This window comes from Mesorhizobium sp. B2-5-11 (assembly GCF_006440835.1).
Lineage (GTDB): Bacteria > Pseudomonadota > Alphaproteobacteria > Rhizobiales > Rhizobiaceae > Mesorhizobium.
Genome location: NZ_VFUK01000004.1, coordinates 302,328 through 316,118, shown reverse-complemented (window position 1 = coordinate 316,118; position 13,791 = coordinate 302,328). Strand labels below are relative to the sequence as shown.

16 protein-coding genes are annotated in these 13,791 nt (G+C 64.8%); 9 read left to right on the top strand and 7 right to left on the bottom strand.

Translation table 11 applies throughout. From position 1 onward, the window contains the following. Nucleotides 1–399: 399 nt before the first annotated feature. Together FJ490_RS15485 and FJ490_RS15480 are read right to left on the bottom strand one after the other, a co-directional pair. Nucleotides 400–1,674, bottom strand: coding sequence for a DUF763 domain-containing protein (locus tag FJ490_RS15485; protein ID WP_140728395.1), 1,275 nt, complete (start codon nt 1,672–1,674; stop codon nt 400–402). A gap of 162 nt (nt 1,675–1,836) precedes the next feature. Then, entirely contained in the window at nt 1,837–2,529 is a 693-nt protein-coding gene (locus FJ490_RS15480) for a DUF2270 domain-containing protein (protein ID WP_140499219.1), read from the bottom strand. Nucleotides 2,530–2,757: 228 nt separating this feature from the next. Between FJ490_RS15480 and FJ490_RS15475 the strand changes: the two genes are divergently transcribed. The 7 genes from FJ490_RS15475 (at nt 2,758) to FJ490_RS15445 (ending at nt 6,058) form a co-directional block, all read left to right on the top strand. After that, nucleotides 2,758–3,489: a gamma-glutamylcyclotransferase gene (locus FJ490_RS15475; protein WP_140516273.1), complete on the top strand. Its 732-nt coding sequence runs from the start codon at nt 2,758–2,760 to the stop codon at nt 3,487–3,489. A gap of 130 nt (nt 3,490–3,619) precedes the next feature. Further along, nucleotides 3,620–3,943, top strand: coding sequence for a metalloregulator ArsR/SmtB family transcription factor (locus FJ490_RS15470; protein ID WP_140499215.1), 324 nt, complete (start codon nt 3,620–3,622; stop codon nt 3,941–3,943). Continuing rightward, nucleotides 3,940–4,371, top strand: a complete 432-nt coding sequence (locus tag FJ490_RS15465) for an SRPBCC domain-containing protein (protein ID WP_140728396.1) — start codon at nt 3,940–3,942, stop codon at nt 4,369–4,371. The genes FJ490_RS15470 and FJ490_RS15465 overlap by 4 nt, the downstream gene beginning before the upstream one ends. A 72-nt stretch (nt 4,372–4,443) precedes the next feature. Further along, entirely contained in the window at nt 4,444–4,836 is a 393-nt protein-coding gene (locus FJ490_RS15460) for a VOC family protein (RefSeq protein ID WP_140622832.1), read from the top strand. A gap of 34 nt (nt 4,837–4,870) precedes the next feature. Next, on the top strand, nt 4,871–5,095 hold the full coding sequence (locus tag FJ490_RS15455; RefSeq protein ID WP_140516265.1) for a hypothetical protein: 225 nt from the start codon (nt 4,871–4,873) through the stop codon (nt 5,093–5,095). Nucleotides 5,096–5,106: 11 nt separating this feature from the next. Beyond that, the gene (locus tag FJ490_RS15450; protein ID WP_140516263.1) at nt 5,107–5,562 is read left to right on the top strand and encodes a DUF1801 domain-containing protein; all 456 of its coding nucleotides are present in this window, start codon (nt 5,107–5,109) and stop codon (nt 5,560–5,562) included. Between the two features lie 97 nt (nt 5,563–5,659). Then, nucleotides 5,660–6,058 carry a DUF1801 domain-containing protein gene (locus tag FJ490_RS15445; protein ID WP_140516262.1) on the top strand — a complete coding sequence of 133 codons (399 nt, stop codon included), beginning with the start codon at nt 5,660–5,662 and terminating at the stop codon, nt 6,056–6,058. A 73-nt stretch (nt 6,059–6,131) separates the two neighbouring features. Here FJ490_RS15445 and FJ490_RS15440 read toward each other — a convergent pair whose 3' ends face one another. The 5 genes from FJ490_RS15440 to FJ490_RS15420 form a co-directional block, all read right to left on the bottom strand. Then, complete coding sequence (locus FJ490_RS15440; RefSeq protein ID WP_140516260.1) at nt 6,132–8,114, bottom strand: glycoside hydrolase family 127 protein; 1,983 nt, start codon at nt 8,112–8,114, stop codon at nt 6,132–6,134. A gap of 21 nt (nt 8,115–8,135) precedes the next feature. Beyond that, a complete protein-coding gene (locus tag FJ490_RS15435) occupies nt 8,136–8,993 on the bottom strand; it encodes a carbohydrate ABC transporter permease (protein WP_140556322.1) in 858 nt (285 codons plus the stop codon). Then, on the bottom strand, nt 8,993–9,919 hold the full coding sequence (locus FJ490_RS15430) for a sugar ABC transporter permease (protein ID WP_140622837.1): 927 nt from the start codon (nt 9,917–9,919) through the stop codon (nt 8,993–8,995). The genes FJ490_RS15435 and FJ490_RS15430 overlap by 1 nt, the downstream gene beginning before the upstream one ends. A 374-nt stretch (nt 9,920–10,293) precedes the next feature. Then, nucleotides 10,294–11,541: a sugar ABC transporter substrate-binding protein gene (locus FJ490_RS15425; protein WP_140516254.1), complete on the bottom strand. Its 1,248-nt coding sequence runs from the start codon at nt 11,539–11,541 to the stop codon at nt 10,294–10,296. Between the two features lie 63 nt (nt 11,542–11,604). After that, nucleotides 11,605–12,654, bottom strand: a complete 1,050-nt coding sequence (locus FJ490_RS15420) for a LacI family DNA-binding transcriptional regulator (RefSeq protein ID WP_140556327.1) — start codon at nt 12,652–12,654, stop codon at nt 11,605–11,607. Nucleotides 12,655–13,372: 718 nt separating this feature from the next. Between FJ490_RS15420 and FJ490_RS15415 the strand changes: the two genes are divergently transcribed. After that, a complete protein-coding gene (locus FJ490_RS15415) occupies nt 13,373–13,579 on the top strand; it encodes a hypothetical protein (protein ID WP_140521390.1) in 207 nt (68 codons plus the stop codon). Nucleotides 13,580–13,584: 5 nt separating this feature from the next. Then, nucleotides 13,585–13,776: a hypothetical protein gene (locus tag FJ490_RS15410; RefSeq protein WP_140521391.1), complete on the top strand. Its 192-nt coding sequence runs from the start codon at nt 13,585–13,587 to the stop codon at nt 13,774–13,776. Nucleotides 13,777–13,791: the final 15 nt, after the last annotated feature.

Here is a 13,791-nt window from a genome sequence, read left to right as displayed (position 1 = left end):
GAGAATGGCAGGAAGAAATCTCGTTTGCGGCCAGTGCCTAGTCATCCAACCCCTCAACGCGGATCAAGTCCGCTGCGCATAAACGTGCAATGCCGCGCAAGGTTGCGGGGGGCGGGCCAATCTGTTCGGGGCAATCTGTTGGGGTAAGTGCCGACATAGGAGACAGCGCTCTTCTCCCCGTCGCTATACGGGGAGAAGATGCCGGCAGGCGGATGAGGGCAGCGCCGACATGGGAAAAATACAGGATCCAGATGGTATTTGCCGAAACCTTGGCGCCGCCCCTCATTGTCCTGCCGGACATTTCTCCCCGTATAGTGACGGGGAGAAAGGCCCATACCGGCTGGACGCCGCCCGCGGATTGCTTCGCCAATTGTCGGCGTAGCGGCCGCGATCGGCGATCTAGCCCGACTTCTTGGCGCCGCCCGGCAAAGCACCTTCAGGCGGCGGCTCCGGGCCGAAGACGCTGCGGCCGCCGAGCAGATGCGACTGGTCGAACTCGCCGGCGACGATCTCCTTCAGGCTCGGGCCGGTGACGTAGCGCTCCAGTCGCCGCGCCTGGCCGTCGAGCCGCTGCAAGGCGGCTAGCTCCTCCTCGCGGCCGAGCTTGGCCTTGGCGACTGCCGATTTCATGACGGCGATGGTTTCGTCATAGACCTTCAGCGGCACCGGAAAGGGATGCCGGTCCTTGCCGCCATGCGCCAGCGAGAAGCGCGCCGGGTCGGAAAAGCGGCACGGCGCGCCATGCACCACCTCCGCCACCATGGCCAGCGCCCGCACCGTGCGGGCGCCGACGCCAGGCACCAGCAGCAATTCGGGAAAGTCCGTCGGGCCGCTCTCGATGGCGGCGGAGATGTTGCCGTGCAGCCGGCGCATGACGATGTCGCTTTCGCGCACGTCATGATGCGCCGGCATGACCAGATTGGGCAGCATGGGCTGTGCATTGTCGCGCTTTGCCGAAGCCGTCGCGGGCTCGATGGCGGCGAATTCGCGCACGATCCGGTCGGGACCGAGCTGGCGCAGAAGATCGAGCTGGCCGCTGCGCGAGGCCTCGGCGCGATGGTCGGTGAGGTTGACGATCTCGCCCTGCCGCTCGCCCTCGATGGCCGCGTGCGGCTGGTCGACGAAACTCTTCAGCCCTTCCGACAGCCAGTGGTAACGGCGCGCCTGCCTTCTGTCGCCGTTCATGCCTTGCTGGACGACCACCCAGCGGCTGTCGTCAGTGACGATGAAGCCATGCAGATAGAGATCGAAACCGTCCTGAACGGCGGCGCTGTCGACCTTGGCGACCAGGCGGCTGGCGGTGGCAAGGGCCGCGCCGTCGAAGCCGACACGTTCGCCGATCATCTCCAGCTCATGCGGCGTCTTGCGCGAATGGGCGCCGCGTCCGCCGCAGACATGGATGCCGAGCTCGCCCGACAGCGGCGTCAGCCCGCGCTTCAGCGCGCCGATGACGCTGGTGGTGATGCCGGACGAATGCCAGTCCATGCCCATCACCGCACCGAAGGACTGGAACCAGAAGGGATGCGCCAGCCGGCGCAGCAGCTCGTCGCGGCCGTAATGGTGGATGATCGCCTGACACAGCACCGCGCCGAGCCGCGTCATGCGGTCGCCCAGCCATTTCGGGACCCGTCCGCCATGCAGCGGCAGGTCGGCGCTGCCGCTTCGCTGCGTCACTTGTTTCGATGCTCCGTGGCCGACCCCCCAGAGGCCGGCTCTCTCCCTCTAGATGGCATCCATGCGGCTATTTTCCAAGCCGGCACACAGGCGCTCATTCGCGGTTTGATTCAGGATGGCGCCTCACCCGGTTGTTCGCAAAGCGTTTTTGTCCATCGCGGACTAGACATGCACGTCGCCGAAGGAGAGTTCGCCGTTGTCGTCGGGCGTCAGTAAGGCGACGGCCAGCAGGCCGGCAAAGAGGATGGCGACCAGCGTGACGATGACCAGGCCGGGCACGGGACCCAGGGCGGCGGCGCTGACGGCCTCGCGCAATGTGCCGACGAAACCCACCGGCGCGGCCCGATCGAGCAGGCTCGGCGTCGACAGTTTGAGGATCCAGGCGAGCAGCAGGATCAGCATCATATGGATGTAGTTGCGGCGCAAACGGCGCGCCAGCGCCACCCGCTGCGAGACCAGGAATTTCGGCGTGCGCAGGCTTTCGCCGACGATCAGCAGCCAGTCCGAGGCGAAGTCCGGCTGCGGCGAGAATATCTGCGCGAAATAGTGGCGCTCGAACTGGCGCACGCGGGCGCGGTAGACATCGAAGAAGCGGTAGCGCCGCGCCTCGATCCACAGCAACAGCAGCACCAGCAGCATGGCGAACAACAGCACGCCGTGGTGGGCACTGGCCGTCGACAGCGACACCGACAGCATCGCGGCCACGACGGTGATCGCCCAATTGCTGGTCCTGTCGATACGGTCGCGCCATCCCGCCATGCGCGCAATCTCGGCGCGATGGAAATGCGACATCACGGTGACCATTTCGCTGGGCGAAAGCGTCCTGCCGATGGGCGTTGCCGGCGCATCGTTCATAGTTCCCTCCCAACCCAATGAAACGCGTCGAACGCGATCTCGTTCCGCCGGCGGCGGATGGCGCCGACCCAGGCGGACTTTCGGCCACTTCTGTCGCGACGGCGGTGCGCCGAGGCTTTTCAAACGCTTGAGCAGGTCCGCTCAGCTTCTGAGTCAGCGTCCGAGTGGCCCTGGCTCTTGAGAATCCCTTTGCCTTGGGCAACATGGCGGCAAGGCTGGAGTACGAAGATGAACAGTCCGATATCCGCCGCACGTTCACAGTCCACGTCGCGAACCGCGGCGATGGCGCTGACGGAGGCGCTGGTCGCCCGCACCTTGCGCGCGGTCGAGGATGCCGGGCCGACGCCGGGCATGGTCTACATGACGGACGCCGACTATGCGCGTTTCAGCGACGAAATACTGGCCGATGCGCCGGCCGGGCCACTGAAACTGTTCGCCTATGGCTCGCTGCTGTGGAAGCCGGCGGGCGAGGTGAGGGGCGGTGAGCGCGCGGTGGCGACTGGCTGGCACCGCTCTTTCTGCTTCACCGTGCAGCGGTTTCGCGGCACGATAGAGCAGCCCGGCCTGATGATGGCGCTCGACCGTGGTGGCCAATGCCAGGGCATGGTGTTCGAGATCGCGGAGCCGGTTGCCGACAATCTCGAGGCGCTGCTGCGCCGCGAGATGACCATCCTGCCCGCCGTCAACGTGCCGCGCTGGCTGCGGGTCAGGACCGAGGGCGGCATGTGCCGCGCGCTCGGCTTCGTCGTCGATCCCGCCAATGCGCGCTATGTCGGCAGGCTGGACAAACGGGCGATCGCGGCGACGCTGGCCCGGGCCGCCGGCCATTGGGGCTCGGGCGCGCAATATCTGTTCGAGACCATTCGCCACCTTGACGCCTGCGGCATTCGCGATCGCAACCTGTGGCAGTTGCAGGCGCTGGTGGCCGAGGAGATCAACCGCGTCCACGCCACGGTTTAGCGATCGGCGTTCCCAGCGCAGCGCGACCCGAAAGTTTCCGGACGCTTTCCCGCCCCTCCAAATCTTCCGCTTGACGAATACATATCCCGACAGTTATACGTTAATCAATAGCCAACGGGTTATCGATTAAATGCCGGATGCTCATGATGCGCTCTTCAGGACGCTCGCCGACCCGACACGGCGCGCCATCTTCGAACGGCTGTGCCGCCAGGGAGAGCAGACGGTGGGAGCGCTGACGATCCAGTCGGGGGTCTCGCAGCCGGCCGTGTCGAAGCATCTTGGCGTGCTGAAGCAGGCCGGGCTGGTGCGCGACCGCCATGAAGGCCGCCAGACGCATTACAGCGCGCAGCTCGGCGCACTGGCGCCGCTGATGGACTGGACGCGTGAGATGGCCGGGTTCTGGGAAAGCCGGTTCGACGATCTCGAGGATCTGCTCAAAAGGATGGACCAGTGAACGACACTGCCGCCGAGACCCGCACTGTCGTCGTCGAGCGGCAGATTTCGCATCCGCCGGAAAAACTCTGGCGCGCACTGACGCAACCGCATCTGATTGAGGAGTGGCTGATGAAGAACGATTTAAATCCGGTCGTGGGCCATCGCTTCAACCTCAGCACCGCCTGGGGCGGCGTGCTGGATTGCGAGGTGCTTGCCGTCGAGCCGCACAAGACGCTGTCCTACACCTGGAACCTCGCGCACCAAGACCCGGCCTTCGATCTCAGGAGCGTGGTGACCTTCACGCTCACCCCGACGCCCGCCGGGACCCATCTGCGCATGGAGCAGTCCGGTTTCCGGCCCGAGCAGAGGCGGGCCTACGGCGGCGCCAAGATGGGATGGCCGAAATTCCTGGAGAAGCTGGAAGAGCTCCTGGCACGGACGGACTGAGGTCGGTCGGCACGGTCATAGCAAGACTGTTCGAGGGCAGCCCGGAGCAAACGAACCTATGGAGGATATGCGATGAAGATCAAATTGACCCGCGTCTATGTGGACGACCAGGAGAAGGCACTTGCCTTCTACACCGACGTGTTGGGCTTCACCAAGAAGGCCGATTTCAGCAACGGTCCGTTTCGCTGGCTGACCGTGGCCTCGCCGGACGAGCCTGAGGGAACCGAGCTGCAGCTTGCGCTGAACGACAACCCGGCGAACAAGGCCTACCAGCAGGCCTTGTTCAAGCAGGGCCAGCCGGCGCTGATGCTCTTCACCGACGACATCAAGGCCGATCACGAGCGCATCAAGGCGCGGGGCGCGGCCTTCGCCATGGCGCCGACCGAAGTGACCGGCTCGACCATAGCGCAGCTCAACGACAGCTGCGGCAACCTCATCCAGATCACGCAGCTGGCGCGCTGGTAAGCGGCGTTTCGTTCATTTTCCAGGAGGAGATAGCATGGATTGGAACAAATGGGTCCGGCAAACGCATCGCTGGCTGTCGATCATTTTCACGGGGACCGTCCTCGCCAACTTCGTCGCCATGGGCTTGGGGCAGCCGCCCGCCTGGGTGGTCTATTCGCCGCTGCTGCCGCTGTTCCTGCTGCTGTTCAGCGGCCTCTACATGTTCGTGCTGCCATACGCCGCCAAGCGGCTTGACGGGCGGCAGCGCGCGAGCCAGTAAGGACGGGATGGATGGCGAAGAGGCAGGGGCAATCAGCCAAAGGCGCCGCCAGGCCTGCAACCGCCGGTCCGGTCCTGCTTTCTGGCGGCAATCCGCAGATCGCCAAGGGCGAAGGCAACGCGCCCGTCCAGGCCTATATCGCGGCCATGCCGGGCTGGAAGAGCGAGGCCGGCGGCGGCCTCGACGCGCTCATCGAGCGTGCCGTGCCTGATGTGCGCAAGGCCGTCAAATGGAACTCGCCCTTCTATGGCGTGGAAGGCGAGGGCTGGTTCCTCAGCTTTCATTGCTTCACGAAATACATAAAGGTAGCCTTCTTCCGCGGCATGTCGCTGGACCCGGTGCCGCCTGGCCAGTCCAAAAGCAAGGACACGCGTTACCTTGACATTCATGAGGACGACCAGTTCGACGAGGCCCAGTTCACCGAGTGGGTGAAACAGGCGAGCCGATTGCCCGGCGAACGAATGTGAGATTTGTACGCCGGGCCCGGATTTGCCGCCCGCGACAGAGCGCCTATGATCGGGCGGACGGGGCGGTGACCGCCCCCAAGCCTGAAGGAGAACGGACATGACGAAGAGCGGGTCGCCAGAAGGCAGGTCTCCTTCGCAGCTCATAGACGGCAGGATCGAGGAACTCGGCGACTGGCGGGGCGAGATGCTGAGCCGGCTGCGCGGCCTGATCCGGCAGGCCGACCCCGAGATCGTCGAGGAGTGGAAATGGCGCGGGGTCCCGGTGTGGGAGCATGCCGGAATGATCTGCACCGGCGAGACCTACAAGAACGTCGTCAAGCTGACCTTCGCCAAGGGTGCGGCGCTGCCCGATCCGTCGCGCCTGTTCAACTCCAGCCTGGAAGGAAACACCAGGCGCGCCATCGATTTCCAAGAGGGCGAGGAGGTCGACGAGGAAGCGTTCAAGGCGCTTATCCACGCCGCCGCCGCTCTGAACAAGTCAAAGGCCCGGCGATAGGCTCCGTGTGACTGGCACCGAAGACGCGGCGGGCAGAACGAAACCTGTCGCGCTCCTTCGCGCCCTTCTGGCCTCATCCGTCCCTCAGCCACACCAGCATCTCGCCGGGCTCGCGGTTGTCCCAGGCGAAATAGGGGATGGCGGTCAGCCGCGTCTGTCTGGCAGCGGGCGGGTCGGTGCGGTAAAGCCCGTTTTGCCAGCCCTCATCGGTGTCGGCCAGCGCTGTGGTCGAAAGCGCCACCACGCCGCCCAGCAGGTCCGGCTCGTCATGCGCCTCGATGCTTGCGGTGCGCGGCAATGCGATGCGGTGCAGGCTGCCGTCATTGTCGGTCGCCTCGACGCAGTAGATCAGCGGGCCGCGCGACAGCGCGACGCGGCCGGCGTCCTGGCGCACCTGCGGGTTGGCGTAGAGCCGTTCGATCGGCATTTCGAGATCGAGGCGGACGCTATCGCCCTTCTTCCATGTGCGCCGGATCGCCGCGTAGCCATCGCTGGTGACGTCCTCGAGCTTCACCGTCTCGCCATTGACCTTGAGCGCCGCGCCGGCGCTCCATGCCGGCACGCGCAGATGCAGGGTGAACGCGACCGGCGCCTGCGGCTCGATGGTGATGGCGACCGCGCCGTCCCAGGGGTAGCGGCTCGCCTGCGTCAGTGCCACCGGCACGCCCGCTATGTCGAAACGAGCGGTGGAATCGCCATAGAGATGGACGGCAAGCGCGTCGTCCGCCAGGCTGTAGAAATAGCTGCCGATGGAGGCCACCATGCGCCCGATATTGGGCGGGCAGCACGGGCAGCGGTGCCATTTCCATCTGTTGTGCCGGCCCCGGCTTTCCAGCGGGTTTTCGTAGAAGAACAGCGAGCCGTCGAGCGACAGGCCCGAGATCGAGCCGTTGTAGAGCGCCCGCTCCATGATATCGGCGTAGCGGGCGTTCGGCCCCATGCCGAGCATGCGGCTGGCCCAGAACACCAGGCCGACGGCGGCACAGGTCTCGGCGTAGGCGCTCTCATTGGGCAGGTCGAAATCGCTGGTAAAGCCCTCATTGTGCGCCGACGGCCCGAGCCCGCCGGTGATGTAGAGGTTCTTGCTGGTGAGATCGTCCCACAGCCGGTCGAGCGCCACCCGCAAGCTGTCGTCGCCATATTCGGTGGCGATGTCGGCCATGCCGGAATAGAGATACATCGCCCTGACCGCATGACCGACGACCTTGTCCTGCTCGCGCACCGGAATGTGCGACTGGCTGTATTCATAGGTCTTGAAATGATAGGCCTTGGGATCGGTGCCGCGGGCGCGCGCCTCCTCGTCGAAATAATGCGGTTGCTGGCCGCGCTGGTCGATGAAGTATTTCGCCAGCTCCATGTATCTGTTCTCGCCAGTCACCCGCGCGAGCTTCACTAGCGCCAGCTCGATCTCCTCATGGCCGCAATAGCCTTTCTTCTTGCCCGGCTCGGGCCCGAGCACCGAGGCGATATGGTCGGCATAGCGGCACATGACGTCGAGCAGCTTGCGCTTGCCGGTCGCCTGGTAATAGGCGACGGCGCCCTCGATCAGGTGGCCGGCGCAATAGAGCTCGTGGCAATCGCGCAGATTGGTCCAGCGCAGGCCGGGCTGGATGCGCTGGTACCAGCTTGAGAGATAGCCGTCCGGCTGCTGCAGCTTTTCGTAGAGGTCGATGACGGCGTCGATCTTCTTCTCCAGCTCCGGGTTCTTGGCGCGGTAGAGCGAATAGGCCGCCGTCTCGATCGTCTTGCCCCAGTCGGAGTCCCAGAACATCTGCGTCGTCACCGTCGAGCCGGTGAAGCCGGGGGAGGCCGCCTCGTCGGGCGAAGGGGAATGGAACGGGATGACGACGCCGGGCGAGGGCCGGTCCGGATCGATCTGCTCCAGCATGCCCGCCTCGACGCAGCGGTCGTAGAGGATATCGGCGGTGCGCGCGGCGACGGCGTCGGCACGGTCGCCCCAGAAGCCGTGCACGTCGACCTGGGGCACCGGTAGCGGCCGGAAGGCGAGTTTGGGCCTGGAGGCGCTGGCAGGCCTGGCGGAAGACGATGCGGTCATGAACTTACTCCATTCGATCGATCACTTGACGGCCCCGGCCATCAGGCCGCGGATGTAGAAGCGCTGCAAAGCCAGGAACAGGATCAGGCACGGCACCATCATCACGGTGACGCCCGCCTGCACCGCGCCCCAGTCGATGGCGCCGAAGCGGCCGGACTGGAGTGCGGTCATCATCACCGGCAGCGTGAACTTGGACTGGTCGGTCATCAGCACCAAAGCGGCGAGGAACTCGTTCCAGGCGCCGAGAAAGGCGAACAGCGCGATGGTGACGACGCCCGGCCAGACCAGCGGCAGCATCACCTTCAACAGCATGGTGGGGTTTCCGGCGCCGTCCATGCGCGCGGCCTCCTCGATCTCGCGCGGCACCGCGTCGAAGGCGTTGCGCATCATGAAGATCGAGAACGGCAATTGCAGCGTCACATAGACGCCGACCAGCCCGGTCAGCGTGTTGTGCAGGCCAAGCTTGGTGAGCACCAGGAAGATCGGCGTCAGGATCGACTGGAATGGAATCATGATCGTCGACAGGATGAGGACGAAGAACAGGTCCTTGAGAGGAAATCGGAAGCGCGAGAAACCGTAGCCGGCGAGCACGGAGACAACGACGGAGACCAGCACCGTCATGACAGAGACGTAGATGCTGTTCTGCGCCGAGACCCAGAGCCCGTCGCCGAACGTGTTGAGCGTGGCGTAGTTCTCCAGCGAGAAGCCTGTCGTCGGCCAGGGCGGCAGCGGCGGCTGGCGCGCCTCCTGCGCCGGCTTGAAGGCCGACAGCGCGGCCCACACGATCGGCGCCACGAACAGCACCGAGGCGACGATGCCGGTGGAGTGCCTGACGACGCTGGCGGCGAGCTTGCCTTGAGCGGACATTGCCTGCGCCATCAGTCGAGGCCCTCGGGCTTCCTCAGCAGCCAGAGCTGCACGAGGCTGAGCGCCACCAGGATCACCAGCAGCACCATGGAGAGCGCCGCGCCATAGCCGAGCTTGAACGACACGAAGGACTGGTTGAAAATCCAGTACACCGCCGTCAGCGTCTGGTTGCGCGGGCCGCCGCGCAGGATGATGTAGAACTGGTCGAAGGCGAGGACCGAGCCGGCCACCGACAGGATCAGGGCCAGCGCCAGGGTGCGGCGCATCAGCGGCAAGGTAATGGCCCGGAATCTTGCGAACGGGCCGGCGCCGTCGATGACGGCCGCTTCCTGCAAATCCTGCGGGATCGATTGCAGGCCGGTCATCAGGATGATCATGGTGAAGCCGGCGACCTTCCACACCACCATCGCGATGATCGACCAGAAGGCCGGCTGGAAGGTGGCCAGAAGATTGAATTTCCTGTCGATCAGGCCGAGGTTGTAGGCGGCCGGGCTGAACAGGCCGGAATCGACGTTGAGCAGCCATGACCAGAGCAGGCTCGCCGAGGCGAAACCGACCACCGCCGGCATGAAGAAGGCGGTGCGGTAGAGATTGGTCAGCGGGCGCGGCCGTTCGATGAAGATGGCCAGCGGAAAGGCGACGGCGAAGATCGCGATGGTGACGATCACCGTGTAATAGCCGGTGAATTTCAGCGCATTCCAGAACCTGGTGTCGCGCAGGATCGCGACGTAATTGTCGAGGCCGATGAAGGAGTGCCCGCCCATCAGGGGCCAGTTGTGCAGCGACATCCACGCCGTCATGCCGAGCGGGATGACGAAGAACACCATGACCAGCGCCACGGCCGGCGCGACGTAGATGAGACCGATCCATTGCCGGCGACCGGCACCGACGAGTTTTCGGGGGCGGGGCGGGGCGGTGGTTGCTGTGATGGTGGTCATGGCTGGCCCGCTTTTCCTTCTCCCCTTGTGGGGTGAGCGGCCGGTTCGCCGGAGGCGAATTCATCGTGCCAGTGGCACGATGAAAGGCCGGCGAACACCGGGACGCTGCGAAGCAGCGGGGACCCGGCAGAGTGGATCGGCCACCACCCGGCCCTTCGCAGGCTCAGGGCGTTCGAAGCTCGAAAAGCCAAGCAGTTGGCTTTTCTTCCGCTGCGCGGACCGCTTCTCACCCCACAAGGGGAGAAGGGGAGGCGAAGTGCGCTAGGTCCCAAGCTGTCGATGCTAGTGAGTCTTCTCAACGCGATAGCCCTGTATCTGAACCAAACAGTATCCGGCCACCCGCTCAGGGAGACAGGCGGGCGGCCGGCAGGCGCCTATTTCTGCGGCGCCTGGTCTATGATCGACTGCATGGTCTCCTGCGCATTGGCGATGGCGCCGTCGACGTCGTCGCCGAAGAACACCTCGTTGACCATCTGCGTCCACGGGCCGTTGGCGGAGTTGATCAGGTCGTTGAACACCACCGAATAGGGCGTCTTGCCCTTGGCCATGGCCTCGGCTGCGACCTGGTAGCGCGGGTCGAGGTCCTTCAGCGCGTCCTTGGCGATGTCGCCGCGCACCGGCAGGCTGCCATATTTGGCCAGGATCGTCTGGCCTTCCAGCGAATAGGCGAAGTCGAGGAACTCCTTCACCACATCGATCTTCTTGGTGCCCTTGGTGACGACGAAATTATCGCCGCCGGCAAAGGACGACCAGCCGCCATCCTTGCCCGGCAGGAAGGTGATGCCGTAGTCGATATCGGGATACTGGGTGTTGAGCGCGCCGATAGCGAAGGCACCCGACGGCGAGATGCCGATGTTGCCGCCGGCGAAGGCGGCGAAGAAATTGGCGCCGGTGTCGGTCTGGGCGCCTTCCGGCACCAGGCCCTTCTTGACCATCGAACGATAGAGATCGATGGCGCCGCGCAGCTGCGGGCTGTCCAGCGTCGCCTTGGAGCCGTCCTGCGAGAGGATGTCGCCGCCCGAGGCCCAGACCAGCGGCGTGAAGGTGAAGATGTTGCAGCCGCCGCAATTGCCGGAGAAGTAGAAGCCCTTGATGTTGCCGCCGAGCGCGTTGACTTTTTCGGCGTCGGCTTCGATCTCGGCCCAATTGGCCGGGCCCTTTTCGGGGTCGAGGCCGGCCTGCTTGAACAGCTTCTTGTTCCAGATCAGCACCGAGGCGTCGGCGGAGAAGGGCAGGCCGTAAATGCGGTCCTTGTACGTGCCGGTCTTCACATGAGCCGGCGACAGGCTGGCGAAATAGGGGAGCGACTTGGCCCAGTCGGTGATGTCCTCCAACTGGCCGGCGGCAGCAAAGGAGGGCGTGTAGATCAGGTCGAGCGACAGCGCGTCGGGCGCCGTGCCGCCGGCGGCGGCAGCACCGTATTTCGGAATGATCTCGGCGTTGGGGATGATGTCGAGCTTGATCTGGTTGGTGTGGCCCTTGTTGTAGGCATCGACGATGCGCGGCATGAAGTTCGAGCCGTCGGCGCGCACCCAGATGTTGGCGGTCTCGGCGGCGGCAAATTGCAGCCCGCAGCCGAATACGGCGGCCGTCAAGGCCAGCCTGGCAATCAAAGTCCTCATATTCTCCTCCTCCACGTTTTGGCCGCGACGCGCGGCTTGCCGCCGATTGCGGCGTTTGGTTCTTCAGCCGTCCGGCAGGCGGCCGCAGGACTGACGCACCACCAGCCGGCACGGCAGTTTCCGGATGCCTGGCGCGGCGGGCTTGCCGCCGACCAGGGAAAGCAAGGTCAGCCCCGCTTCGCGGCCGAGCGCAGCCAGGTTCATGTCGACCGAGGTCAGCGGCGGGCGCGTCGCTTCGGCCACGATCTCCCAATTGTCGAAACCGATGACGCCTACATCGCCGGGCACGTCGAGACCGCGTTCGCGCAAGGCATCGATGACGCCGCGCGCGATCTGGTCGTTGCCGCAGAAGACGGCGTCCGGTCTTTCGCTTGCGTCGTCGGCCGCGCCGTCGAACAGCCTCGCCACGGCTTCGTGTCCCCAGGCCTCCGACCACGAGCCGAGCAGCGGCTCGGTGACCGACAGGCCGTTCTCGGTCAGAACATCGCGATAGGCCTGCGCCCTGGCGTGCACCACGGCAAAGCTCGCCGGTCCCGAGACATGGGCGATGCGCCTGCGGCCGAGCCGACAGAAATGCTCCACCGCCAGCCGCGCGCCGCCAGCGTCGTCGGAGACGAAGGCGACGGCGTCGGGATCGGGCTGGGTGAAGGCATAGATCACCGGAATGCGCAGATTAGACAGGTCGACCGGCAGATGACGGTCGATGCGCTTGCCGGTGGCGATGATGCCGTCAACGCGCTTGTCGAGCATGGCCTCGACATGGAGCTGGCCGAGACGCGGATCCTCCTCGACATTGCACAGGAACACCGAGACGCCGGCGTCGACCAGCGCGTCGGAAATGCCCGACATCAGCGGCAGCGAGAAGCGGCCATAGGTATCGTTGGTGAGCAGGCCGACGGTGAAGGAGCGTCGCCGCAGCAGACTCTGCGCCAGGCTGTTTGGCCGAAAGCCGAGGCGCTGCGCGGTCTCGCGAATGCGCTCGCGGGTCTCGGCGGTCATGCGGCCCTGGTCGTTGAGCGCCTTCGAGGCGGTGGCGACGCTGACGCCAGCCTCGGCCGCCACGTCACGCAAGGTGACGGGCTTGGGAAAGGCTGGCTGATCGTCCAATGCCATTGCGGCGAAAATCCCGATTGGGAAAAGGTTTTCTCTTACAGGCCGGAATGACCCGGCCAATGGCCGAGCCCGCTCGGAAATGTTTGGAAAAACCTTTTCTCAACCCAAGCTAGGCCAGATCCAGAGGCTGTTCAAGAGGAAAAGTGGCTGGTCCTCCGGTGGTGCGAAGCGGCCGCCGGAGGGCGGGCTCACGGGCTCGGCGAGTTCATATCAGGCGCCTAATCGGCAGTCGTCAGTGCTGCCATGGCGCGAGCCAACCAAAGCGGCAATCGGCGACATGTCTACAAACGACTCTTCGGTCTTAACGCTTGCGCAAATATTATCGGTTAGTTCGCTAGTCATGGCCTCGTGGCGGAGCGGCTACGCTGGAGACGGCAAATCTCTGAAGCCTCGGTTCGATCCCGAGGCGAGGCCTCCAAAAATCATATGACGTAGAGCCTGCGTCGGACCATCAAGGGCGATGGGTCTTGCCAGCTTGCATTTTGCGGCCTGGGCCGGACAGGTCCTCGTCTTCGTCGTGACACTGACGCGCCGGCAAGAAGACTGCTACCCAGCCGCCTTGCGCGCTTTCAGCATCTGACGATCGGGGTCACGTGGCATGCGGCCGGCGTTAAAGCAGCCTATTTGCATTTGGCATGCAGGGCACTCGCCAAAAGAGTGCTATGGAAGGGCAAGAGCTTGCCCGCTCCGACTTTCCCCGACATTCGAGGCCATTTTCGTGCGTGAACCGTCGCTGTTGCCCGTCTTTGGAAAACTTGGCGCCAAGGGACCCCGTGCCGTTACGGTGGAACCGGTCCCGTCGGCAGGTATCGCCCCGCGGCTGCGGGAGGCGCTGGCCGCCCATGGCGGCATGGTGTTGAAGCTGTCGGTCGTCGCCTGGACGATATCGGTCCTGGGCATGGTCTTCTTCATGTTGCAGGGCTGAGGCAAATGGCCAACCGCTACGCACTGCGCATGGACTTGCCCCAAAGCTGGGCCATCATCGACGTCTTCACCGGCCAGCCCGTCGTCGTCAGGCAAAGGGCGATGGTCGGCATGAGCCCGCGCGACGCCAACGCCATGGTCGATCAGATGAATGTCCGGGACGTCAAGCGCCGGGAGAAGGCGGAGCGTAAATCCTGATCCAGCGCCGTCCGC